This is a genomic window from Vogesella margarita, from assembly GCF_028548475.1.
GTDB lineage: Bacteria > Pseudomonadota > Gammaproteobacteria > Burkholderiales > Chromobacteriaceae > Vogesella > Vogesella margarita.
In genome coordinates this window covers 60,967-83,973 of sequence record NZ_JAQQLE010000013.1, presented here as the reverse complement: position 1 = coordinate 83,973, position 23,007 = coordinate 60,967, and the positions used below count along the sequence as shown (strand labels likewise).

The following is a 23,007-nucleotide window of genomic DNA, read 5'->3' as shown; positions in this document are numbered from 1 at the left end:
CTCACGGCTGGCTTTCGGCGGGGAACAGCTGGCGACGGCAGGCGGCGATGGCGGCGACGCGGGCGCGGTCCACCGCCTGCGGGATGTCGCGCTTGTCGGCGCAGTCGCGGGCGACGGCGCCGGCATCGACCGACTGCGCCGCGGCCAGCAGCCGGCGCAGCCACCCGGCCTGCGGGTAGTCGCAGCTCTCGAAGTGCAGGCGGCCGCGGGCGTCGGCGAGGCACACGTCCAGCAGCTGCAGGAAGCGCTCCGGCCGTCGCAGCGCGTCGCAGTCGCGCAGCAGGCGCAGCACGGTGTCGGCGCGCAGCTCGGCGGCGCGGTGGATCTTGGTGTGGTAGAGGGTGGCCAGGCGCGCCAGATCGCGGCAGTCGGCCGGCACCCGCAGCCGCTCGCACAGCGCCAGCAGCGGCGCCTCTCCGCGCGCCTCGTGGCCGAGGTGGCGCGGCAGGATGTCGGCTGGCGTGCGCGCCTTGCCCAGATCGTGCATCAGCGCGGCAAAACGTACGCTCAAGGGTTGGCCGCAGGCGGCGGCGTAGTCCAGCACGCGCATCACGTGGTCTCCGGTGTCGATCTCCGGATGGTAGTCGGCGCGTTGCGGCACGCCGAACAGCGCGTCCAGCTCCGGCAGCAGCCGCGCCAGCGCGCCGCAGTCGCGCAGCACGGTGAACATGCGCGACGGCCTGGCCGTCATCAGGCCCTTGGCCAGCTCCTGCCATACCCGCTCCGCCACCAGCGCGTCGGCCTCGCCGGCGGCCACCATGCCACGCATCAGCTGCATGGTCTCCTCGGCGACGGCAAAGTCGAAGCGCGCTGCGAAGCGTGCCAGGCGCAGGATGCGCACCGGGTCCTCGGCGAAGGCCGGGCTGACGTGGCGCAGCAGCCGCGCCTGCAGGTCGGCCTGGCCGCCGTAGGGGTCGGTAAGCGCGCCGTGCTCGTCCTCGGCGATGGCGTTGATGGTGAGGTCGCGGCGGATCAGGTCTTCTTCCAGCGTCACCTCCGGCGAGGTGTGGAACACGAAGCCGTGGTAGCCACGCCCGCTTTTGCGTTCGGTGCGCGCCAGCGCGTACTCCTCCTGCGTTTGCGGGTGCAGGAAGACCGGAAAATCCTTGCCCACCGGGCGGAAGCCGCGCGCCTGCATCATCTCCGGCGTGGCGCCGACCACCACCCAGTCACGGTCGGCCACCGGCAGCCCCAGCAGGCGGTCGCGCACGGCGCCGCCGACGATGTAGCACTTCATCGGCGGGCCGCCTGCGCGCGGTAGCGGTCGAGTTTGCGGTTGAACTCGCGCTCGCCCAGGTAGAGCGGCGCCACGGCTTCCAGCGCGCTCGGCTGGAAGCCGAGCAGCGCCGCCGGGAACGGCTGCTGGCTGACGTTATCGACCCGCAGCGAGCGCACGTTGTCGCGGCTCAGCGGCGGTGTGCCCGGCAGCAGCTCCATCAGCGTCGCCTGCAACATGGCGAGGCCTTCCGGCAGCGCGATCAGCGTGCGCGGATGGCCGGCAAGGTTGGCCGCATAGGCCACCAGCTGGCGCAGGGTGTAGGTGTTGGGGCCGGTCAGCTCCAGCGTCTGGCCGATGCTGGCGTCCTGCTCCAGGCAGACGCGCACCGCGCGGGCGACGTCCTCGACCCACACCGGTGCGAAGCGGGTGTCGGCGCCGGCGAGCGGGATGAAGGGCGCGACGGCGGCCAGGTGGGCAAACAGGGTCAGGAAGCTGTCGCCGGCGCCGAAAATCACCGACGGGCGCAGGATGGTGACGTCCAACCCGCTGTCGCGCAGCAGACGCTCGGCCTTGCCCTTGGTCTGCTGGTAGTCGCTGGGCGCGGTTTCGCCGGCGCCCAGCGCGCTGATGTGGATCACACGCTTGATGCCCAGCTTCTGGCAGGCGGCGACGATCTTGCCAGCCAGCTCGATATGCGCCTTTTCGAAGTCGCGGCGCGAGCCGTGCAGGATGCCGACCATGCTGATCACCGCGTCGTGGCCGGCGAGGAATTGTTCCAGCTGGCCGGCGTCGTGGACGCCGGTTTCCACCAGGTCCGCGCCCGGCAGGTGGATCAGCAGGCCCTTGTGCCGCTCGCGGCGGCGGGTGGCGATGCTCAGCTGCGCATCGTGGCGGGTCAGTTCTTCGGCGATGTAGCTGCCGACGAAGCCGGCGCCACCGATCATGGCGATTTTATGGAATTGCTGCATGTTGTCTCCCTGTCGGAACCCCGGTCAGCGTGCCGGGATGGTGCCCAGTCGCGATTTCAGCGTGTTGCCGGGCTGGCGGAATGCGCCGGCGTAATAGACCGCATTGGCCATCACCTTCTGAACATAGTCGCGGGTCTCGGTAAACGGAATGGTTTCCGCGTAGATCGCGCCTTCCAGCGGCATTGCCGCCTGCCAGCTGCGGGCCCGGCCCGGGCCGGCGTTGTAGGCGGCGGTGGCCAGTACCGGGTGGCTGGACAGGTTGTCCAGCACGTGGCGCAGGTACCAGGTGCCGAGGCGGATGTTGGTGTCCACGTCGTTGACCTGGTAGCTCGGCAGGCCCATCTTGCCGGCCACCCATTTCGCGGTCGCCGGCATCAGCTGCATCAGGCCGCTGGCGCCAACGCCGGAGCGGGCAACGTTGAGGAAGCGGCTTTCCTGGCGGATCAGGCCGTAGACCCAGGCCTCGTCGATTTCCAGCTGGCTGGCGTAGCGGCGGGTGGTGTCGCGGTATGGGGTCAGAAAGCGCAGGCTGAAGTCGTGGGTGCGTACGGTACGCTCGGCGGCGTAGATCGCCATGTCGTAGAGGTGGCGATCCAGCGCGATCTCGGCGGCGGCCAGCAGCTGCTCGTCGTTGCGGCCGCGCAGCGCCCAGCGCCATACACGGCGACCGTCTTCGCGCCACTCCGGTTTGTCGCTGCGCAGCGACAGATCGAACAGTGCCAGCGCGTGCTGGATGTCGGGGTCGGCCAGCAGCTGGCGCTGCAGGGCCGGCGGGGTCGGGCTGCGGCTGAGCGGGGCTTCCAGCGTGGTGCCTAGCTCTTCCTTGGCCAGCAGGCCGTAGTAGTTGTGCTCGAAGCTGGTCTTGATCAAGAGCGGCGTGGCCTCGTTGCCGCGGCCCAGCGCCTGCAGGCTGCGTGCGCGCCAGTACTGCCAGGCGCCCTTGGCGGCCAGCGTTTCCGGCAGACGGCGGGTCAGCTGCTCCAGCCGCGCCCAGTCCTGCTGGCGCAGCGCGGCGCGCAGCCACCACTCCCATTGTTCTTCGGTCAGCTGTTGCGGGTCGGCGCGCTCGAAGGCGTCCAGTGCCTGCGGCATGTTCAGCCGTTGCGCGCTGCGCAGTGCCAGCTGGCCGTACAGGAAGCCGCTTTGCGCCTTGCTGAACATCGCCTCGCTGGCGGCGGCCCGCTCCAGCGCCGCCACCGGGTTGTTCTTGCCGAGGGTCAGCAGTTGCTGCACCTGCTGTTCGGCACCGCCGGGGGTGAAGAAGCGCTCGCCAAGGTTGGCCGCAGCCGCCAGTCGCCGTGCCACGGTCAGGTAGTTGCCGGCCAGCAGCAGGCGCATGCGCGCCTCGGTCTGTGCCGGGGCCAGGATGCCGCGGGCGGCCTGTTCTTCCACCAGTCGTGCGCAGCCGTCGGACAGGCGCACGTTCTGCCACAGGTCCGGCGCGCTGGCCACGGTCTGGCGGCGGTTGAGGGTGGCCACGTCCAGCCAGCAGGCGCTGTCGGTGTCGCGCGCCTCGGCGGACAGCACCGGCGCCACGCGCAGGATGCCGTCCCAGTCGCCGCGCTTGCCTAACGACTGTACCCAGTCGTTGAGCAGCCGCTCGCGCAGGAAGGCGTTGCCGCCGTTGCTGATGAAGGCGCGGCTGGGGTTGTCGTCGCCGTTGTCGAGCGCCAGCCGCGCCTGCCAGTAGCCCGGCCACGCGGCGAGCGGGTCGCGGTCGCCGCTGCCGTCGCCGAGGCTGGCCAGGCGGGCGCTGTCGTTGTTGCGGAAGGCTTCGCGCGCGGCCAGCAGTGTGCTGTCGCTGACGGCGTGGGCAAAGCAGGGTAGCAGGGCGAAAGCCAGCAGGGTCAGGGGGTGTCGCATGGTCATTTTCGCCAGAAAGTAGGGGTAAACAGGATCAGGACGCTAAATACCTCGAGGCGGCCCACCAGCATGGCCAGTGCGCACACCCAGGTTTGGAAGTCGTTGAGGCCGGCGTAGTTCCCGGTTGGGCCGATCTGCCCCAGGCCGGGGCCGATGTTGTTGATGCAGGCCAGGCTGGCGGTAAAGGCGGTGATGAAATCCAGCCCGCTGCCGATCAGCACGAAAGTGAACGCCACCACGCTCATGAAGTAGACAAAGATGAAGCCGAGCACCGAAAAGGCGACCGACTCCGGAATCACGCGGTTGCCGATCTTCAGCGGTAGCACCGCTTTCGGGTGCAGCAGGGTGCTCATCTCGCGGTAGCCCTGTCGCGTCAGGATAAGAGTGCGGATCATCTTGATACCACCGCCGGTGGAGCCGGAGCTGACGGTGAGGCAGGACAGGAACAGCATCCACAGCGGCACGAAGATCGGCCACTGGGCGTAGTCGGTGCTGGCGTAGCCGGTGTCGGTGGCCACCGAGATCAGGTTGAACGATACATAGCGCAGCGCGGTGGTGAAGGTGTAGATCTGCTGCCACCACAGGTACAGGCTCATCGCCAGGATGCTGCCCAGCAGCAACAGCACCACGTAGCGGGCCTCGATGTCGTGCCAGTAGCTTTTCAGACTGCGGCGCTGCCAGCTGAGAAAGTGGGTGGCGAAGTTCATCGCCGCCAGCACCATGAACACGCACAGCACCGCCTCGATCTGCCAGGAGTCGAAGTGGCTGATGCTGCTGTCCTTGGTGGAGAAGCCGCCCAGCGCCACCGCGGTAAAGGCGTGGCACAGCGCATCCAGCGGCGCCATGCCGGCCAGCAGCAGGCAGGCGTAGCAGGCGAGGGTCAGCGCCGAGTACACGTACCACAGGTTCTTCGCGGTCTGGCCGATGCGCGGCGCCAGCTTGTTGTCCTTCATCGGGCCGGGGGTTTCCGCCTTGTACAGCTGCATGCCGCCGATGCCCAGCAGTGGCAGCACTGCCACCGCCAGCACGATGATGCCCATGCCGCCAAGCCAGGTCAGGAAGTGGCGCCAGAAGTTGATCGACGGCGGCAGCCGGTCCAGCCCCTGCATGGTGGTGGCGCCGGTGGTGGTGAGCGCCGACATCGACTCGAAAAAGGCATTGGTCACCGACATGCCCGGCAGGTAGAACAGCATCGGCAGACAGGCGGTGACGGCAAAGGTGATCCACAGTAGCGTCACCAGGATGAAGCCGTCCTTCGGCTTCAGCTCGCGTTCGAAGCGCGCGGTGGCGATCCACAGCAGGAAGCCGGCGATGCCGCTGGCGGCCGCGGCGCGGACAAAGTAGGGCAGCGTGCCGTCGTCGTAATACCAGGATACCAGCGCCGGAAACGCGAAAATGCCGGAAAACAGCATGATCAGCTTGGCCAGGACATGAATGACGGGCAGGATTTTCAGCATGGCGACGCCATTTCGTACAGCTCCAGCGGCAGGCCGTCCGGATCGGCGATAAAGGTGAAGCGTCGGCCGGTGTACTCGTCGGTGCGCACCGCTTCGCTGGCAACGTTGGCCGCAGCCAGCGTGGCGATAACGTGGTCGAGGTCAGCGACACGGAAGGCGAGGTGGCGCAGACCGCAGGCCTCCGGTCGGCTGGGGCGCGGCGGCGACGACGGGAAGCTGAACAGCTCCAGCTGGCTGCCGTCGGGCAGCGCCAGGTTGAGCTTCCACGACTCGCGTTCGGCGCGGTAGTGCTCGCTGACGATGGGCAGACGCAGAATGTCGTGGTAGAAGGCGCGGCTCTGTGCGTAGTCGCGGCAGATCAGCGCCACGTGGTGGATGCCTTGCAGCAGCATGTCAGAAGAACCCCATCTTGACCTGCACCAGCTTCTCGATCTGGCGCAGCTGGCGGCGGCGCGACACGAAGATGATCAGGTGGTCCTCGCTGCACAGCACCAGGTCGTGGTGCGCCATCAGTACCTGCTGGCCGCGGATCACCGCACTGAGGGTGCAGCCGGCCGGCATCCTGATGTCTTCCACCTTGCGGCCAACCAGGCGCGAGGTGTGCTCGTCGCCGTGGATAATCACCTCGATGGCCTCGGCGGCGCCGCGGCGCAGCGGGTGCACCGCCACCACGTCGCCGCGGCGCAGGTGCGCCAGGACCGAGCCGATGGTGGACAGGTGCGGCGAGATCACCACGTCGATGCGGTTGCCCTCCAGCAGGTCGACATAGCTGGAACGGTTGACCAGCGCGATGACGCGGTGGGCGCCCATGCGCTTGGCCAGCAGCGTGGACATCACGTTGTCCTCGTCGTCGTTGGTCAGCGCGCAGAACACGTCCATCTCGTCGATGTTCTCGTCCTCCAGCAGCGCCTCGTCGGTGGCCTCGCCGTGCAGCACCAGTACCTTGTCCAGGTTTTCCGACAGCCACACCGCGCGCTCGCCGCGCGCCTCGATCAGCTTGACCTCGTAGTCGTCCTGCAGCAGCCGCGCCAGGCGGTAGCCGATGTTGCCGCCACCGGCGATCATCACCCGGCGAACCGGCTTCTCGCTGCTGCGCAGCTCGCCGAGCATGCCCGGCACGTCGGCCTTGGCGGCGATGAAGAACACCTCGTCGCCGGGGGCGATCACGGTGTCGCCGTCCGGCACGATCAGCTTGTCGTTGCGGTAGATGGCGCAGATGCGCGAATCGCTGTCCGGCATGTCGTCGCGGATCTGCTTCAGCGGGCGGCCGACCAGCTTGCCGTCGCTGCCGGCGCGGGCCACCACCAGCTGGGCGAGGCCGTGGCCGAAGTCCAGTACCTGGAGCGCGCGCGGGTAGGACAGCAGCTGGTACAGGTTATTGGTGACGATCTGCTCCGGACAGATGGCGTGATCGACCGAAAACTGCTCCAGCACCGCGTGGCGGCCTTCCACGTAATCGCTGGCGCGGATGCGCGCGATACAGGTGGGGATGTTGAACTGGGTGCGGGCCAGCGCGCAGGCCAGCAGATTGGTGTCGTCGTTGCGGGTCAGCGCCAGCAGCAGCTCGGCGTCTTCGGCGCCGGCATTGAGCATCACCGACGGATGGGCGGCGTTGCCGAGCACGGTGCGGATGTCGAGGCGGTTCTGCAGCAGCTTGAGCAGGTTGGCGTCCTGATCGACCACGGTGACGTCGTTGCCTTCGTTGGTCAGGCTTTCCGCCACGCTGGCGCCAACTTGTCCTCCTCCCAGAATCAGGATTCTCATCCGTGTCGTGTCCTTGCTGGTCGCGCTGGCGACGGCGCTGTGTTGGTGGGTGCGGCGGCGACGCCATTGGCATCATCACGCTGGGCCGGCCATTTTAGCGGCTGCCCGCCGCCTTGTGCCGCGGCAGGACGATTGAAAAACATAATTGCCAGTTTGGCGACAATTAATTGGCCGGATGATGGGCCGCTGCGCACAATGACGGCAAGCCGATGGCTGCCGTGATGTGGCGGTCGGTCTGTGGCCGTGCCGGCTGCGTGCCCTGCAGCGGTACGGTTTTCGAGGGGGAGCTTGCTCCCCCGTTTTTTTGCCGCGCCGCACGGCGGCATGGCCGAAAAGCACGACGCCACACCGGGGTTCGGCGTGGCGTCGGGAACGGTGACCGGGCTCAGCGCGCGCCAGGCGGCGTGCTGGTGTCGTTGCTGGTGTCGTCGTCGTCCATCAGGATGCGGTGCGCGGGGCCTTCCAGGTCGTCAAACTGGCCGGAGCGGGTCGACCACCAGAACAGCACACCGATGAAAAACACCAGCACGATGCTCATCGGTATCAACAAATACAGGCTTTCCATTATTTATCCCGTTTGATCAGACGCAGGGCGTTGCCCACCACCAGCAAGGAGCTGAGCGCCATGCCGAGGCTGGCCAGCCACGGCGTGACCCAGCCGGCGATGGCCAGCGGCAGCGCCAGCAGATTATACAGCGCCGCCCACCACAGGTTCTGGCGGATGATGTGCATGGTGCGCTGCGCCAGCGCCAGCGTCGTCGGCAGCCGGCCCAGCTCGTCGTGGATCAGGATCAGGTCGCCGCTGGCGCGGGCGACGTCGGTGCCGCCGCCCATCGCCAGCGAAACGTCGGCGCGCGCCAGCACCGGCGCGTCGTTGACGCCGTCGCCTATCATCAGCACGCGGCGGCCTTGTTGCTGCAGCTGGCTGACGTAGGCCAGCTTGTCTTCCGGCGTGGCCGCGGCGCGGGCGTGATCGAGACCAAGGTTGGCCGCAAGGTGTTCGACTGCGGGCGCGGCATCGCCGGACAGCAGGTGCAGGGTCAGGCCGCGGCGCTGCAGTTGCTGCACCACGGCAGCGGCCTCGGTGCGCGGCTGGTCGCCGATGGCGAACAGGGCGACGATCTCGTCGTCGTGGCCCAGCGCGATGCAGGTCGCCGCCGCCGGCCAGTCGGCCGGGATGATCGGCGCGCGGCGGCTGACGAACTCCGGCCGTCCCAGGCGCCAGACGGTGTTCTGCAGGCGGGCGCTGATGCCCTGGCCGGGGGTGTTGGCTACATCAACCAGCGCCGGCAGCGGTGCCTGGTTGGAGGCCAGCAGCGCCCGCGCGATAGGGTGTTCGGAGCCGGATTCCATCGCCGCCGCCAGCGCCAGCGCCGCAGTGCTGTCTGGCGCGCCGAAGGTTTGGGTATGCAGCAGCTGCATGCGGCCGTGGGTGAGGGTGCCGGTCTTGTCGAACGCCACGTCGGTAATCTTGCTCAGCGTCTCCAGTGCATGGCCACGGGCGGTGAGCACGCCCAGCTGCGCCAGGTGGCCGGTAGCGGCGGTGAGCGCTGCCGGTGTCGCCAGCGACAGCGCGCAGGGGCAGGAGATCACCAGCACCGCGACGGTGACCCACAGCGCGCGCGCCGGCTCGTACCAGTACCAGCCGGCAAAGGTGGCCAGCGCCACCAGCAGCAGCGCGGCGACAAACACGCTGGCGAAGCGGTCGGCCAGCAGCGCCAGCCGCGGTTTTTCCGCCAGCGCCTGGTCCAGCAGTCGCACGATGCCGGCCAGGCGGGTGCCCTGGCCGATGCGGTTGACCTCGATCACCAGCGGGCTGGCGCTGTTGACGCTGCCGGCAACGACTTCCTCGCCGATGCGGCGCGCAACCGGCAGGCTCTCGCCGCTGAGCAGCGATTCGTCGATGCTGGACTGGCCGTCGCGGATGATGCCGTCGGCGGGGATGGTTTCGCCGGGCTTGACCAGCAGCAGGTCGCCCAGCGCAAGGTTGGCCGCAGCCACCTCGCTGCTGTCGCGCGAGGCCGGCCAGTTGGTCAGGCGATGGGCGAAGGCCGGCAGCAGCTTGACCAGCCGCTCGGTGGCCTCGCCGGTCTTGCGTCGCGCCATGCCTTCCAGGTAGCGCCCGCCCAGCAGCAGGAACACGAACATCGACACCGAGTCGAAGTAGATGCCGTGTTCGATGCGGTTGATCAGCGCCCAGAAGCTGGCGAAGAAGGCGGTGAGGATGCCGATGGTGACCGGCGTGTCCATGCCGGCGCGGCGTGTTTTCAGGTCGCGCCAGGTGGCGCGGTAGAACGGAATGGCGGAGTAGATCACCACCGGCACGGTCAGCACGAAGCTGGCCCAGTGCAGCAGCCACAGATATTGCGACTCGATCTCGCCGTCCGGCGCCATGTACACCGGCACCGCGTACATCATCACCTGCATCATCGACAGCCCGGCGACCCACAGCCGGTTCAGCGCCTGCTTGCGTTCCTTCTGGTGCAGCGCCTCCTGGCGCGAGGCGTCGTAGGGATGGGCGCGGTAGCCGATGGCGGCGATGGCTTCCAGGATGGCGGACAGCTGCAGCTGGCTGTTGTCCCAGCGCACGCGGGCGCGGTGGGTGGCGTAGTTGATGTCCACCGCCAGCACGCCGGGCAGGCGCCGCAGGTGCTGCTCGTTGAGCCAGACGCAGGCGGCGCAGGTAATGCCTTCCAGTATCAGCGCCGCCTCGCGGATCTGCTCGCTTTCGAGGTGGACGAAGCTTTTCTGCAGTTCGTCGTTGTCGTACAGCTGCATCTGTTGCAACAGCTCGACCGGCAGCGCCTCGACCTGGCGGCCACCTTCGGTACGGTGCTGGTAGTAGTCGTCCAGCCCGGCATCGATGATGGTCTGCGCCACGGCCTGGCAGCCGGCGCAGCAGGTTTGCTGGGGGAGTTGGCGGTAACGGACGGGATAGTCGGCATCGGCGGGGACGGGAAGCCCGCAGTGGAAACAGGGTGCGCTCATGGCGTGCTATTGTAATGCAAGTGCACATGCTTAGCTTGCGGAGGGTCAATGATGTCTATGCAGGCCGTGATTCAACAGGCCCCGGGCGGGGTGGATACGCTGGAACTGGCGTTGATCGAAAAGCCGCAGCCGCAGCCGGGCCAGCTGCGGGTCAGGGTGTTGGCCGCCGGGGTGAACCGGGCGGATCTGGTGCAGCGCGAGGGGCATTACCCGCCGCCGCCGGGCGCATCGCCGCTGCTGGGGCTGGAGGTGGCCGGCATTGTCGACGAGGTGAATGGCCCGTCGCGTTTCCAGCAGGGCGATGCTGTGTTCGGGCTGGTGGCGGGCGGCGGCTATGCCGAATACGCGCTGCTGGACAGCGCGGTGGCGATCCCGAAGCCGGACTGGCTGAGCTGGGTCGAGGCCGCCAGCCTGCCGGAGGCGTGGATGACGGCGTGGCTGAACCTGGTCGAGCTGGCCGAGCTGCAGGAGGGCGAACGGGCGCTGATCCACGCCGGCGCCAGCGGTGTCGGCGCGGCGGCGATCCAGCTGGCCGGACTGCTCGGTGCCGAGGTGGTGGCCAGCGCCGGCAGTGAGGAGAAACGCTGTTACTGCCAGTCGCTGGGCGCGACGCTGACCATCGACAGCCGGCAGCCGGGCTTTGCGGCCAACCTTAAAGCCGCTGGGGGCGTCGACGTGATCCTGGATCCGGTGGGCGCGGCGCTGTTTGCCGACAATCTGGCCAGCCTGCGCGCCGACGGCCGGCTGCTGCTGATCGGGGTAATGGGCGGCAGCAAGGGCGAGATCAATCTCGCGCAGCTGCTGATGAAGCGCCTGCGGGTGCAAGGCTCGACCTTGCGCACCCAGCCGCTGGCGCGGCGCGCACAGCTGGCGCAGGCGCTGGAAACACAGGTGCTGCCGGCCTTGCGGTCCGGCCGCGCCCGCGTGACGCTGGACAGCAGCTATCCGCTGGCGGCGGTGGCCGAGGCGCATCAGTATCTGGCGGACAACCGCAATCTCGGCAAGGTGGTGCTGACGCTGTTCCCTGTCACGGCGGCGTAATCTGGCGCCGCTATGATGCAGTGCATCAGCAAACGGTGTTCACTTTCTGCTGAATGGATAGGGGTAGGGGCAATCTTTGGACGGATTGCCCCGTTTTTTTGCTTAGAACGTGTTCACGATCTCGCACGCTCACGCGAGACAAGGCGAAAACGGCTGAGGAAGCGGAGTTGACATGGGGTCAATGAGCATTCCGAAGGCGTACTCATCGTGTAACGTTTCACGAAGCGCAGCAGATCGTGAACAGGTTTTCAGTCCTGCGTCGGTGCCAGCGCCTCGATCAGCGCCACTTCTTGGGTGTAGCTCAGCTGTTGCAGTTGGCGCAGCAGTGCGGTGCCATCGACGCCGTGCTTGCGGTCCAGTTCGTCCTGCAGCAGCCGGTTTTCCACCGCCAGCCACAGGCCGCGGCAAGATTCGGCGGATTCGAAGGTCACGCCGCGCAGCACCTCGGCGATCAGCATCAGTTCCTCGTCGCTGAACTGGCGCGACAGCAGCGCCTGCTCGCGGCGGACGATCTCGGCGTAGCGCTCGCACATCTGCTGGATGCGCGCATCCAGCGGCGGCTCGGTCGCGTGCTGCTCCAGTGCTTCGGCGTTGAACCAGGCGGCGGCGTCCAGGGTGACGGCCTCGGCAGCTTCCTGCCAGCTGTCGCGCAGCGCAGCGGCGAAGCGGGCGTCGTCGGCAAAGCTCAGCTCGGGCCAGTCCATTGCCGGCGGCTGCTCGTGTTGCAGCAGGGTGTCGTTGGCCAGCAGCTCGCCTTCCTCGCTGCAGCGGACTTCGGCGCGCCAGCTGCCGGCCTCGCCGGTGGCGAGGTTGTCGACCAGTACTTCCAGGTAGGGCAGTGTCAGCGGCTGACCCTCGTCGGCGGTAACCAAACGGATGGCAATGTCGAACAGGACGCGCTTTTCCAGGCGCAGCAGCTGCAGCCCCTGGTCGTGGCGCAGCAGGCTGTAGTGGTCGCCGTGGTCATAGACGGCGATGTCGTGCGGGTTGCGCGCGGCGCGATGCAGCGTGGCGTCCAGTTCCGGAGCCAGCTGGTTGATGTCCAGCGTCTCGCTCGCAAAACGCTGCTGTTTGCCGGCATGAGTGTGCCAAAGCGCATTCCAGTCGTACATTGTGTTGTTCTCCTGATGAAACGCCGCCAGTGTACCGAAATAAAGCCACCCCAGGCGGTGAACTGTAACCCCGTTTGTGCTATGATTCGCGCGACTTTCTAAAACTACGTGTTCCCATGACCCGACAAATTCGTAACATCGCCATTATCGCCCACGTTGACCACGGCAAGACCACGCTGGTTGACCAGCTGCTGCGTCAATCCGGTACTTTCCGTGAAAACCAGCAAGTTGACGAACGTGTAATGGACTCCAACGATCTTGAAAAAGAGCGTGGCATTACCATTCTGTCCAAAAACACCGCCGTCGAGTACGAAGGTGTGCACATCAACATCGTTGACACCCCTGGTCACGCCGACTTCGGTGGTGAAGTAGAGCGCGTTCTGGGCATGGTGGATGGCGTACTGCTGCTGGTGGATGCCGTTGAAGGCCCGATGCCGCAAACCCGTTTCGTGACCAAGAAGGCACTGGCCCTGGGCCTGCGTCCTATCGTGGTGATCAACAAGGTAGACCGTCCGGGCGCACGTCCGGACTGGGTGGTAGACCAGACTTTCGACCTGTTCGACAAGCTGGGTGCCAACGACGAACAGATGGACTTCCCGGTGATCTACGCTTCCGGCCTGAACGGCTTTGCCAAGCTGGAACTGGAAGAAGTCTCCGACAACATGCGTCCGCTGTTCGAGACCGTGCTCAAGCACGTACCGACTCCGGCCGGTGATTCCGACGCCCCGCTGCAGTTCCAGATCTCCGCGCTGGACTACTCGACCTACACCGGTCGCATGGGTATCGGCCGCGTGCTGAACGGCCGCATCAAGCCGGGCCAGCAAGTTGTGGTGATGAACCACGAAGAGCAGGTTGCCGCCGGTCGTATCAACCAGGTGCTGGGTTACCGTGGTCTGGAGCGCGTGCCGGTTGAGGGCGCCGAAGCCGGTGACATCATCATCATCTCCGGTATCGAGGATATCGGTATCGGCGTGACCATCTGCGACAAGGACCAGCCAGTTGGCCTGCCGGTGCTGGGCGTGGACGAGCCGACCCTGACCATGGACTTCATGGTGAACTCCTCGCCTCTGGCCGGTACCGAAGGCAAGTTCGTGACCTCGCGCCAGATCCGCGATCGTCTGACCAAGGAACTGCTGACCAACGTGGCGCTGCGTGTCGAAGACACCGAAGACTCCGACGTGTTCCGCGTGTCCGGTCGTGGCGAACTGCACCTGACCATCCTGCTGGAAACCATGCGTCGTGAAGGCTTTGAAATCGCCGTGGCCAAGCCGCGCGTGGTGTACAAGGAAATCAACGGCGAGAAGTGCGAGCCGTACGAAAACCTGACCATCGACTTGGAAGACAACCACCAGGGCGGCGTGATGGAAGAAATCGGTCGTCGCCGTGGCGAGCTGACCAATATGGAATCCGACGGCATGGGTCGTACCCGTCTGGAATACCACATTCCAGCACGTGGCCTGATCGGCTTCCAGTCCGACTTCATGACCATGACCCGCGGCACCGGCCTGATGAGCCACGTGTTTGACGACTACGCACCGGTGAAAGCCGACATGCCGGGCCGTCACAATGGCGTGCTGATCTCGCAGGAAAACGGCGAAGCCGTAGCCTACGCACTGTGGAAGCTGGAAGACCGCGGCCGCATGTTCGTGTCGCCAGGCGACAAGCTGTACGAAGGCATGATAATCGGTATCCACAGCCGCGACAACGACCTGGTGGTGAACCCGGTCAAAGGCAAGCAGCTGACCAACGTGCGTGCCTCCGGTACCGATGAAGCCGTGCGCCTGACCACCCCGATCAAGATGACTCTGGAATCGGCCGTGGAATTCATCGACGACGACGAACTGGTGGAAATCACGCCTAAGTCGATCCGTATTCGCAAGCGTTTCCTGAACGAATCCGATCGTCGCCGCATGAACAAGGCAGCCGCCAACTAATCGGCAGGCCGGAGCCGGCAACGGTTCCGGCTGTCAGCAAAACCGCCCGAAAGGCCTGGCCTGTCGGGCGGTTTTTTCATGGTGGCGGTGACAAGGTTGGCCGCAAGCGTTGCGGCCAACCTTGTCCTGTTGCTACCCGACTCAGCGGTTGTGGAACACGATGTCGCAGGCGAGGCCGGTTTTCTGCAGCGCTTTCTGCGTCGCCAGATTGATGATCAGCGGGTTGCGCACATTGGCGCGTAGCTGCGACAGCGCCGGGTTGGCTTCGTCGTCCGGCAGCTCACGGTAGATGGTCAGCAGGATGGCGGCGTCTTCCGGGCGGCTCAGCGCCAGGGCCGCGACTTCGTCCTGGCTCAGCTCGATCTCGTAGCGGATGCCGAGTTTCTGCGGGTCGGTGACGCTGAACAGCACGTCGGGGTTGTCCAGCGACTGCATCCAGAACACGCTGGGGTTATCGCTGTCGGCCTCGTGGAACAGCTTGAAGCGGGTGCAGTTCTCGAAGGCGGGCAGGCCGGCCTCGAAGGTGATGATGGTGTTTTCATCGACTTCGACCTGGCCGAGCAGGCTGGAATTGAACAGCATGGTGCGTCTCCTCATGACATCGTGAACCGGCATTATGCAATAGCCGCGGGCGTTGTTGGCTGACAAATGTCAGCCGGCAACGGGTAAAATGCCGCGCCATGACTTCCTCTCTCTATCCCGCCGTCTACCGGGCGCTGTGCAGCAGCGATATCGACGCCAAACCGCAGCTCGCCAGCGACTGTTACCGGCAATGGCTGGACGGACAACTGGTGCGCGACACGGACGCGCTGCCCTTGCCGCATCCGCTGCCGGCACCAGGGCGCCCGGCGCGGCCGCAGCTGGTGTCTCCGTTCGAGGTGCCGCGCCAGGGGCTGGGCAGCGTCGCCGGCCGTGCCGGCCTGATCCACGCCATCGCCCATATCGAGTTCAATGCCATCAACCTGGCGCTGGACGCGGTCTGGCGTTTCCGCGACATGCCGGACGCCTTTGTCGAGGACTGGCTGCGGGTGGCGGCGGAGGAGGCGACCCACTTCAACATGCTGCGCGAGCGGCTGCGGCAGCTGGGCTTCGACTACGGCGATTTTGTCGGCCACAACAGCCTGTGGCAGATGGCGGTGGACACCGACCACGACGTGATGGTGCGCATGGCGCTGGTGCCGCGGGTGCTGGAGGCGCGCGGACTCGATGCGGTGCCGCCGATCCGCAAAAAGCTGGCGGCGCTGGGCGACGCCGAAACGGTGGCCATTCTCGACCGGATCTTCGAGGACGAGATCGGCCACGTGCAGATCGGCAACTACTGGTTCACCACGCTGTGCGACGCCCGCGGCATCGAGCCGTTGGCCTGCTTCCGCCAGTTGCTGATCGACTACGAAGTCGATACCCTGCGCGGTGCTTACAATTGGGAGGCGCGCCGGGCGGCGGGCTTCAGTGATTTCGAACTGGCGATGCTGGAAGACTTTGCCGTCACCCGGCGGCGCCTTTCAGCCGGAGCGTAATACCATGCTGCAACAACTGTTTCGTCACCTGTGCGCACGACGGCCGCTGGCCATCGGCTGCATGATCATCGGCAGCCTGCTGTTCGTGCTGGCTTCTGCGCTGCAGCAGGCGGCGGCCGGCAGCGTGCCGATGCTGCTGCTGTCCATCGTGCTGATGGTGCTGGGCGTGGCCGGCCAGATGCTGGGCCTCCTGGCGTTCTTGCGCGGTGGAAAACGCTAAAAATGCTACAAAAACAGTAACTTGATGTCGCTGTTGTGCCCGGTGGCCGGCTTGACGCTGCGCAGGGCGGCGCGCATAATCGCAGCGCAACAAAAAATTCATCAAAAGGCTCCGTCGCGGGGCCTTTTGCTTTGGCTTGACTCCGGGACAATCAGACATGGATGCACAGGCGTTTCTGCTGCAGCTGGAAAGCAATACCCTGCCAGCGGCCGAGTTCAATCATCGCGCGCACCTGCTGGCGGCGTGGTCGTACCGCCGGCTTTATCCCGCGCGCGAGGCGGCGGCCCGCTGCGCGCGCGCCTTGTCGCGCTACGCGATGGCGCAGGGTGCGGCGGAGAAGTACCACCACACGCTGACCATGGCCAGTCTGACCCTGGTCTACGACCGTCTCGACGCCATGCCGGAGTGCCTGGACAACTGGCAGGATTTTGTTGCGGCCAACGCCGACCTCGTCGACGGCCTGCCTGCGCTGCTGCGGCAACACTATTCCGAACACAAACTCAACGACGACATCGCACGCCGGGCTTTTGTCGAGCCTGACCTCGCACCGCTGCCGATGGCCTGTCTGTTGCACTGAACCACTGAAGAAGCCCCCGATGAAAGCTCCCGAGCTGCTACTGCCTGCCGGCACGCTGGACAAAATGCGTGCCGCCTACGATTTTGGTGCCGATGCGGTGTACGCCGGCCAGCCGCGCTATAGCCTGCGTGCGCGAAACAACGACTTCAAACTGGAAGAGCTGCGCATCGGCATCGAAGAAGCGCACGCTCGCGGCAAGAAGCTGTTCGTGGCCAGCAACATCCTGCCGCACAACAGCAAGATCAAGACCTATATGTCGGACATGGAACCGGTGATCGAGATGAAGCCGGACGCGCTGATCATGGCCGACCCCGGCCTGATCATGATGGTGCGCGAACGTTGGCCGCACGTGCCCATCCACCTGTCGGTACAGGCCAACACTACCAACTATATGGGCGTGAAGTTCTGGCAGAAGATGGGCGTGGAACGCATCATCCTGTCGCGCGAGCTGAGCCTCGACGAGATCGCCGAGATCCGCCAGCAATGCCCGGACATGGAGCTGGAAGTGTTCGTGCACGGTGCGCTGTGCATTGCCTACTCCGGCCGCTGCCTGCTGTCCGGCTACTTCAACCACCGCGACCCGAACCAGGGTACCTGTACCAACGCCTGCCGCTGGGACTACAAGGTGCACGACACCCAGGGCGACGACGCCGGTGACGTGAAGCCGCAGAAGATCGACTTCGACTTCGGCAAGGCGCTGGAAGAAGCCAACCAGAGCTTCTCGTCCTGCGGCAGCCAGCAGCGCCACCCGCTGGCCGACAAGACCTACCTGATCGAAGAGGCCAACCGCCCGGGCGAGATGATGCCGATCATCGAGGACGAGCACGGCACCTACATCATGAACTCCAAGGACCTGCGCGCCGTCGAGCAGGTGGAGAAGCTGGTGAAGATCGGCGTCGATTCGTTGAAGATCGAAGGCCGCACCAAGAGCCTGTACTACGTGGCGCGCACCGCGCAGACCTACCGCCGTGCCATTGACGACGCCGTCGCCGGCCGCCCGTTTGACTACAGCCTGCTGGCCGAGCTGGAAGGCCTCGCCAACCGCGGCTACACCCCGGGCTTCCTCGAGCGCCACCAGACGCAGGAACACCAGAACTACCTGTCCGGCCACTCCATCGCCAAGCAGAGCCAGTACGTCGGCGACGTGACGGAAGTGGACGCCGACGGCTGGGCGACCATCGACGTGAAAAACCGCTTCGCCGTCGGCGACCGCGTGGAAATCATCCACCCGAGCGGCAACCGCACCGTGGAACTGACCGCGATGACGCGCAACGGCGAGGCCGCCAGCGTGGCGCCGGGCAACGGCGTGAAGGTGAAGATCCCCGGCATGGCCGGCATGGAGAAAGCGCTGCTGGCGCGCCTGTTCTGAGCCATATCCCCGTGGTTGCGGCCAACCTTTGTGGTGCAAAGGTTGGCCGCAACCACGGTTAGCCCGTACAATTTGTGCATTGCATCCCAGCCGGGCGCTCCTTGCGTCCGGCCTTTGATTTTTCAGGACCGATATGACCATTCAGCAACTGATCAATGACCGTGTAGTGGCCGCTCTGGCCGCCGTCGGCGTCGAGGGCGCCAATGCTGCCATCCAGACCGCTTCCAAGCCGGAATTCGGCGACTATCAGGCCAACGGCGTGATGGGCGCGGCCAAGGCGCTGAAGACCAACCCGCGCGCGCTGGCGGAGCAGGTGGTGGCCAAGCTGGACCTGGCCGGCATCGCCAGCAAGATCGAGATCGCCGGTCCCGGCTTCATCAACATCCACCTCGACCCGGCCTTCGTCGCCGCGCGCCTGCAGACCGCGCTGCATGACGACGCGCTGGGCATCGCCAAGGTGGCGCCGCAAAAGGTGATGGTCGAGTATTCGTCGGTGAACCTGGCCAAGGAAATGCACATCGGCCACCTGCGCGGCGGCATCATCGGTGACGCGCTGGTGCGGGTGAACAGCTTCATCGGCCATGACGTGATCCGCCAGAACCACGTCGGCGACTGGGGCACCCAGTTCGGCATGCTGGTGGCGCACATGGTGGAATCGCGCGCCGCGGGCGAGGCGGATCTGGAGCTGAAAGACCTGGACGTGTTCTACAAGCACTCCAAGAAACGCTTCGATGACGACCCGGCCTTCGCCGATCTGGCCCGCGACTACGTGGTACGCCTGCAGTCGGGCGACGCCGAGGTGCTGGCGCTGTGGCAGCAGTTCGTCAAGCTGTCGCTGGCGCACTGCAACGCCATCTACCAGAAGCTGGGCCTGCTGCTGACCGACGACGACGTGCGCGGCGAGAGCTTCTACAACGACGACCTGCCGGTGCTGGTGGAAGAGCTGCGCCAGCTGGGCCTGCTGACCGAGAGCCAGGGCGCGCAGGTGGTGTTCCTCGACGAGTTCAAGAACAAGGAAGGCGAACCTGCGGCCTACATCGTGCAGAAGCAGGGCGGCGGTTACCTGTACGCCACCACCGATCTGGGCGCAATCCGCTTCCGTACCCGCGAGCTGAAACTGGACCGCTGCCTGTACGTGGTCGATTCGCGCCAGAGCCTGCACTTCCAGCAGCTGTTCACCACCGCGCGCAAGGCCGGCTTCCTGAGCGCCGACGCGCAGTTCGAGCACATCGGCCACGGCACCATCATGGGCCCGGACGGCAAGCCACTGAAAACCCGCTCCGGTGACAGCGTGAAGCTGGTTGACCTGCTGAACGAGGCCATCGAGCGCGCCTACGCACTGGTGTCGGACAAGAGCCCGGAGATGGCGGAAAGCGAACGCCGCCAGATCGCCGAGGCCGTGGGCATCGGCGCGCTGAAGTACGCCGACCTGTCCAAGAGCCGCAACACCGACTACATCTTCGACTGGGACGCGATGCTCAGCTTCGAGGGCAATACCGCGCCTTACCTGCAGTACGCCTACACCCGCGTGCAAAGCGTGCTGCGCAAGGCCGAGGACTACAACCCGGCGGCCGCCATCGTCATCAGCGAAGCGGCGGAGAAGCAGCTGGCGGTGGCGCTGTCGCAGTTCGAGGACGTGCTGTTCACCGTGGCCGACGGCAGCCAGCCGCACCACCTGTGCAGCTACCTGTACAGCGTGGCGACGCTGTTCTCGCGCTTCTATGAGGCCTGCCCGATCCTGAAGAGCGAGGGCGAGGTGCGCCACAGCCGCCTGCAACTGGCGGCGCTGACCGGCAAGACGCTAAAAACCGGCCTTGGCCTGCTCGGCATCGCGGTGCTGGAAGCGATGTAAGACGCCGTGTCGGCAAGGTTGGCCGCAAGGCCGGCCCTGTGCCACGCGATGTAAAAACCCGCCACTGAGGCGGGTTTTTGTTTGTACGCGCGTCGCCCGATAAATCATGGCGCGTCGCCATGGTGCAGTGCGGTGACCGCAAGCGTGCCGCCGCGCCGATCTGGTGCGCAGGCATGGCTTGCGGCCAAGGTTGGCCGCAAGCCCCGGGCTGTCGTGCTTACGCGCAGGGCTTGCGGTGTTGCGGGTGCTGCGGGCAATTGCAGAGGTGGTCGTTGACCACGCCGGTGGCCTGCAGGAAGGCGTAGATCACCGTGCTGCCGACAAAATTCATGCCTTCCTTTTTCAGCGCCTTGCTGATGCGGTCGGACAGCTCGGTGCTGGCCGGACACTCGGCCAGGCTGGCCCACCGGCTCTGCAGCGGCTGGCCGTCGACGTGCTGCCACAGCCAGCGCGCAAAGCTGCCGTGTTTCTGCTGCATGGCAAGGAACACGCGTGCATTGCGGATCGCGCTGTTGATTTTCAACCGGTTGCGCACGATGCCGGCATCCAGCAGTAGCCGCTCGACGTCGGACTCGTCCATCGCCGCCACCCGTTGCGGGTCGAAATCGTGGAAGGCGCGGCGGTAGTTGTCGCGCTTTCTCAGGATGGTGATCCACGACAGCCCGGCCTGGGCGCCCTCCAGTACCAGCATCTCGAACAGCTTGCGGTCGTCGTGCACCGGCTGTCCCCATTCGTGGTCGTGGTAGGCGATGTACAGCGGGTCGTCGCTGCACCAGCCGCAGCGTTGCAGGGTGGTCATGGCGGGTTCCTGTGCGTAGGGGTAATGACATGATTGTAATGGCGATCTGCTGCCAGCGTGCTGTCAGCACATGGCATGGCAATTGCTGCGGCTTGCTGCAATAACAAAGGAAGAGAGGGACACAAGGTGCTGACAGTCATGCTGGTGAAGGACGGTTCCGGCAAGGCCGCGTCGTTGCGGACGCTGCTGGAGCAGGCTGGCGTGCGCGTGGTGGCCGAGGTGGAGGCGAACCTGCACCTGGCCGACGTGCTGGCGGCGGCGCGTCCCGACGTGGTGCTGATCGACAGCGATGCACCATCGCGCGACATGCTGGAGCAGGTGTGCGTGATGGGCGCGCAGAGTGAGCGGCCGGTGGTGATGTTCACCGACGACGGCAGTCGCGACACCATCCGCGCCGCGCTCAGCGCCGGCGTGGCCGCCTATGTGGTCGGCGAGGTGGAAAGCAGCCGCATCCAGCCGCTGCTGGAGGTGGCGATCGAGCGCCACCAGATCGACGTCTCGCGCCGCGCCGAGCTGGCCGACGCGCAACGGCAGCTGGCCGACCGCAAGGTGGTGGAAAAAGCCAAGGGCCTGCTGATGGAAATGAAGGGGCTGGACGAGGCCACCGCCTACAAGCAGCTGCGCGAGCGGGCGATGAAGCAGCAGAAGAAACTGGCCGAGGTGGCGCAGGAGATCATCAGCCTGGCGGAGTGGCTGAAAAGCTGAGCCGCCGCCGGCACACAAGGTTGGCCGCAACAGGCGTACTGTTGCGGCCTTTTGCTTTCTGCGCTGGCGCTCGTGGTGCAGTACCGGCGCCGTGCTGGTGCCGCGCCGTGCTGTTGCAGTGCAAAAAAACCATCCGTAAACAAAAAATCCATTAAAAACAGCATGTTGATATCTGGCACGGCCCTTGCTAAATGAGTGGCGAGACGCGAACACGCGTCACAAAGCAGGAAGGTGCCAACGGCGGCGCAGGCCTGGTAACACGGACAACGGCGTCCGTTGCCCTTTCTGATGAAGGGGTGACGGGCGCTTTTTCTTTTGCACTTGCAGTCCACTCACTCTGGGAGCAGCACATGGAAAAGCGTCACGAACTCGATCTCCACCCGCACGCGGCGGGCAACGACCGCCGCGACTTCCTCAAGGGAGCCTTGTCACTGATGGCCTCAACCGCCTTGCCTGCCGGCTTTGCCACCTCCGCCTTTGCCGCGGCCACCGGCAAACCCGAAAAGACCGAAGTCAAAGTCGGTTTCATCCCGCTGACCGACTGCGCCTCGGTGATCGTGGCGTCCAAGCTGGGCTTCGACAAGAAGTACGGCATCACCATCGTGCCGTCGAAGGAGGCCAGCTGGGCCGCGGTACGCGACAAGCTGGTCAACGGCGAGCTGGACGCCTCGCACGCGCTGTACGGCATGATCTACGGCGTGCACTTGGGCATCGGCGGCCCGAAGAAGGACATGGCGGTGCTGATGACGCTGAACCAGAACGGGCAGGGCATCACGCTCTCCAACCAGCTGAAGGAGAAGGGCGCCACCAGCGGCCCGGCGCTGGCCAAGCTGATCAAGGCCGAGCCGCGCGAGTACACCTTCGCGCAGACCTTCCCCACCGGCACCCACGCCATGTGGCTGTACTACTGGCTGGCGGCGCACGGCGTCAATCCGCTATCGGACGTGAAGACCATCGTGGTGCCGCCGCCGCAGATGGTGGCCAATATGCGCGTCGACAATATGGACGGCTACTGTGTCGGCGAGCCGTGGAACGCGCGCGCCATCGCCGACGGCATCGGCTTCTCGGTGGCCACCAGCCAGCAGATCTGGCCCGATCACCCGGAAAAGGTGCTCGGCACTACCGGCGAGTGGGTGAAGAAGTACCCCAACACCGCGCGCGCGCTGGTGGCGGCGCTGCTGGACGCCTCGCGCTACATCGACGAGGTGAAGAACCGCGCCAGTGTGGCCAAACTGATCGCCGAGAAGGCCTACGTCAACGCGCCGGAGGCGGTGATCGCCGGCCGCTTTGCCGGAGCCTACGAGGACGGCCTGGGCAAGAAGTGGCAGGACCCGAAACTGATGAAGTTCTTCGACGGCGGCAAGGTCAACTTCCCGTATCTGTCCGACGGCATGTGGTTCCTGACCCAGCACAAGCGCTGGGGCTTGCTGAAGACCGATCCCGACTACCTGGCGGTGGCGAAGCAGATCAACCAGATCGCCATCTACAAGGACGCGGCGGCGATGGCCCGCGTGCCGCTGCCGGCCAGCGACATGCGTGCCAGCAAGCTGATTGACGGCGTGGTGTGGGACGGCAAGAACCCGGCCGCCTACGCCGCCAGCTTCAAGATCAAGGCCTGAGGA

Annotated in this window: 20 protein-coding genes; 9 read left to right on the top strand and 11 right to left on the bottom strand. The window is 65.8% G+C overall.

Features of this window, described 5'->3' with window-relative positions:
• Position 1: 1 nt before the first annotated feature.
• The 8 genes from PQU96_RS13830 to PQU96_RS13795 all read right to left on the bottom strand — a co-directional run bounded on the left by PQU96_RS13830 (position 2) and on the right by PQU96_RS13795 (position 10,259).
• Positions 2-1,237, bottom strand: coding sequence for a multifunctional CCA addition/repair protein (locus PQU96_RS13830; protein WP_272772990.1), 1,236 nt, complete (start codon positions 1,235-1,237; stop codon positions 2-4).
• Positions 1,234-2,187 carry a complex I NDUFA9 subunit family protein gene (locus tag PQU96_RS13825; RefSeq protein ID WP_272772989.1) on the bottom strand — a complete coding sequence of 318 codons (954 nt, stop codon included), beginning with the start codon at positions 2,185-2,187 and terminating at the stop codon, positions 1,234-1,236. Before PQU96_RS13825 ends, PQU96_RS13830 begins: the two co-directional genes overlap by 4 nt.
• 24 nt (positions 2,188-2,211) lie before the next feature.
• Positions 2,212-4,050 carry a lytic transglycosylase domain-containing protein gene (locus PQU96_RS13820; protein WP_272772988.1) on the bottom strand — a complete coding sequence of 613 codons (1,839 nt, stop codon included), beginning with the start codon at positions 4,048-4,050 and terminating at the stop codon, positions 2,212-2,214.
• Positions 4,051-4,052: 2 nt separating this feature from the next.
• Positions 4,053-5,507: a TrkH family potassium uptake protein gene (locus tag PQU96_RS13815; protein WP_272772987.1), complete on the bottom strand. Its 1,455-nt coding sequence runs from the start codon at positions 5,505-5,507 to the stop codon at positions 4,053-4,055.
• Positions 5,501-5,899: an SMU1112c/YaeR family gloxylase I-like metalloprotein gene (gene gloA2, locus PQU96_RS13810; protein WP_272772986.1), complete on the bottom strand. Its 399-nt coding sequence runs from the start codon at positions 5,897-5,899 to the stop codon at positions 5,501-5,503. Before gloA2 ends, PQU96_RS13815 begins: the two co-directional genes overlap by 7 nt.
• A 1-nt stretch (position 5,900) precedes the next feature.
• Positions 5,901-7,271: a Trk system potassium transporter TrkA gene (gene trkA / locus PQU96_RS13805; RefSeq protein WP_272772985.1), complete on the bottom strand. Its 1,371-nt coding sequence runs from the start codon at positions 7,269-7,271 to the stop codon at positions 5,901-5,903.
• Between the two features lie 385 nt (positions 7,272-7,656).
• Positions 7,657-7,836: a cbb3-type cytochrome oxidase assembly protein CcoS gene (ccoS, locus tag PQU96_RS13800; RefSeq protein ID WP_272772984.1), complete on the bottom strand. Its 180-nt coding sequence runs from the start codon at positions 7,834-7,836 to the stop codon at positions 7,657-7,659.
• The gene (locus PQU96_RS13795; protein WP_272772983.1) at positions 7,836-10,259 is read right to left on the bottom strand and encodes a heavy metal translocating P-type ATPase; all 2,424 of its coding nucleotides are present in this window, start codon (positions 10,257-10,259) and stop codon (positions 7,836-7,838) included. The genes ccoS and PQU96_RS13795 overlap by 1 nt, the downstream gene beginning before the upstream one ends.
• 48 nt (positions 10,260-10,307) lie before the next feature.
• On the opposite strand from PQU96_RS13795, the gene PQU96_RS13790 reads away from it, so the two are divergent.
• Positions 10,308-11,300 (top strand): NAD(P)H-quinone oxidoreductase, encoded by a 993-nt coding sequence (locus PQU96_RS13790; RefSeq protein ID WP_272772982.1) that lies wholly within the window; start codon positions 10,308-10,310, stop codon positions 11,298-11,300.
• A gap of 248 nt (positions 11,301-11,548) precedes the next feature.
• On the opposite strand, the gene PQU96_RS13785 is transcribed toward PQU96_RS13790, so the two are convergent.
• The gene (locus tag PQU96_RS13785; RefSeq protein ID WP_272772981.1) at positions 11,549-12,412 is read right to left on the bottom strand and encodes a hypothetical protein; all 864 of its coding nucleotides are present in this window, start codon (positions 12,410-12,412) and stop codon (positions 11,549-11,551) included.
• Between the two features lie 116 nt (positions 12,413-12,528).
• On the opposite strand from PQU96_RS13785, the gene typA reads away from it, so the two are divergent.
• Positions 12,529-14,346 (top strand): translational GTPase TypA, encoded by a 1,818-nt coding sequence (gene typA, locus PQU96_RS13780; protein WP_272772980.1) that lies wholly within the window; start codon positions 12,529-12,531, stop codon positions 14,344-14,346.
• A gap of 141 nt (positions 14,347-14,487) precedes the next feature.
• Here typA and fliW read toward each other — a convergent pair whose 3' ends face one another.
• Entirely contained in the window at positions 14,488-14,928 is a 441-nt protein-coding gene (gene fliW, locus PQU96_RS13775; RefSeq protein WP_272772979.1) for a flagellar assembly protein FliW, read from the bottom strand.
• Positions 14,929-15,026: 98 nt separating this feature from the next.
• On the opposite strand from fliW, the gene PQU96_RS13770 reads away from it, so the two are divergent.
• The 5 genes from PQU96_RS13770 (at position 15,027) to argS (ending at position 19,881) form a co-directional block, all read left to right on the top strand.
• Entirely contained in the window at positions 15,027-15,863 is an 837-nt protein-coding gene (locus PQU96_RS13770; protein WP_272772978.1) for a ferritin-like domain-containing protein, read from the top strand.
• A 4-nt stretch (positions 15,864-15,867) separates the two neighbouring features.
• On the top strand, positions 15,868-16,083 hold the full coding sequence (locus PQU96_RS13765; protein WP_272772977.1) for a hypothetical protein: 216 nt from the start codon (positions 15,868-15,870) through the stop codon (positions 16,081-16,083).
• A gap of 157 nt (positions 16,084-16,240) precedes the next feature.
• Positions 16,241-16,660, top strand: coding sequence for a hypothetical protein (locus tag PQU96_RS13760; protein ID WP_272772976.1), 420 nt, complete (start codon positions 16,241-16,243; stop codon positions 16,658-16,660).
• A gap of 19 nt (positions 16,661-16,679) precedes the next feature.
• Complete coding sequence (trhP, locus tag PQU96_RS13755; protein ID WP_272772975.1) at positions 16,680-18,029, top strand: prephenate-dependent tRNA uridine(34) hydroxylase TrhP; 1,350 nt, start codon at positions 16,680-16,682, stop codon at positions 18,027-18,029.
• Positions 18,030-18,162: 133 nt separating this feature from the next.
• Positions 18,163-19,881: an arginine--tRNA ligase gene (gene argS, locus PQU96_RS13750; protein ID WP_272772974.1), complete on the top strand. Its 1,719-nt coding sequence runs from the start codon at positions 18,163-18,165 to the stop codon at positions 19,879-19,881.
• Positions 19,882-20,098: 217 nt separating this feature from the next.
• Here argS and PQU96_RS13745 read toward each other — a convergent pair whose 3' ends face one another.
• Entirely contained in the window at positions 20,099-20,680 is a 582-nt protein-coding gene (locus PQU96_RS13745; RefSeq protein WP_308446629.1) for a DNA-3-methyladenine glycosylase I, read from the bottom strand.
• A 126-nt stretch (positions 20,681-20,806) separates the two neighbouring features.
• Here PQU96_RS13745 and PQU96_RS13740 point away from each other — a divergent pair, with 126 nt between their 5' ends.
• Together PQU96_RS13740 and PQU96_RS13735 are read left to right on the top strand one after the other, a co-directional pair.
• The gene (locus PQU96_RS13740) at positions 20,807-21,385 is read left to right on the top strand and encodes an ANTAR domain-containing response regulator (RefSeq protein WP_272772973.1); all 579 of its coding nucleotides are present in this window, start codon (positions 20,807-20,809) and stop codon (positions 21,383-21,385) included.
• A gap of 350 nt (positions 21,386-21,735) precedes the next feature.
• Positions 21,736-23,004, top strand: coding sequence for a CmpA/NrtA family ABC transporter substrate-binding protein (locus PQU96_RS13735; protein ID WP_272772972.1), 1,269 nt, complete (start codon positions 21,736-21,738; stop codon positions 23,002-23,004).
• Positions 23,005-23,007: the final 3 nt, after the last annotated feature.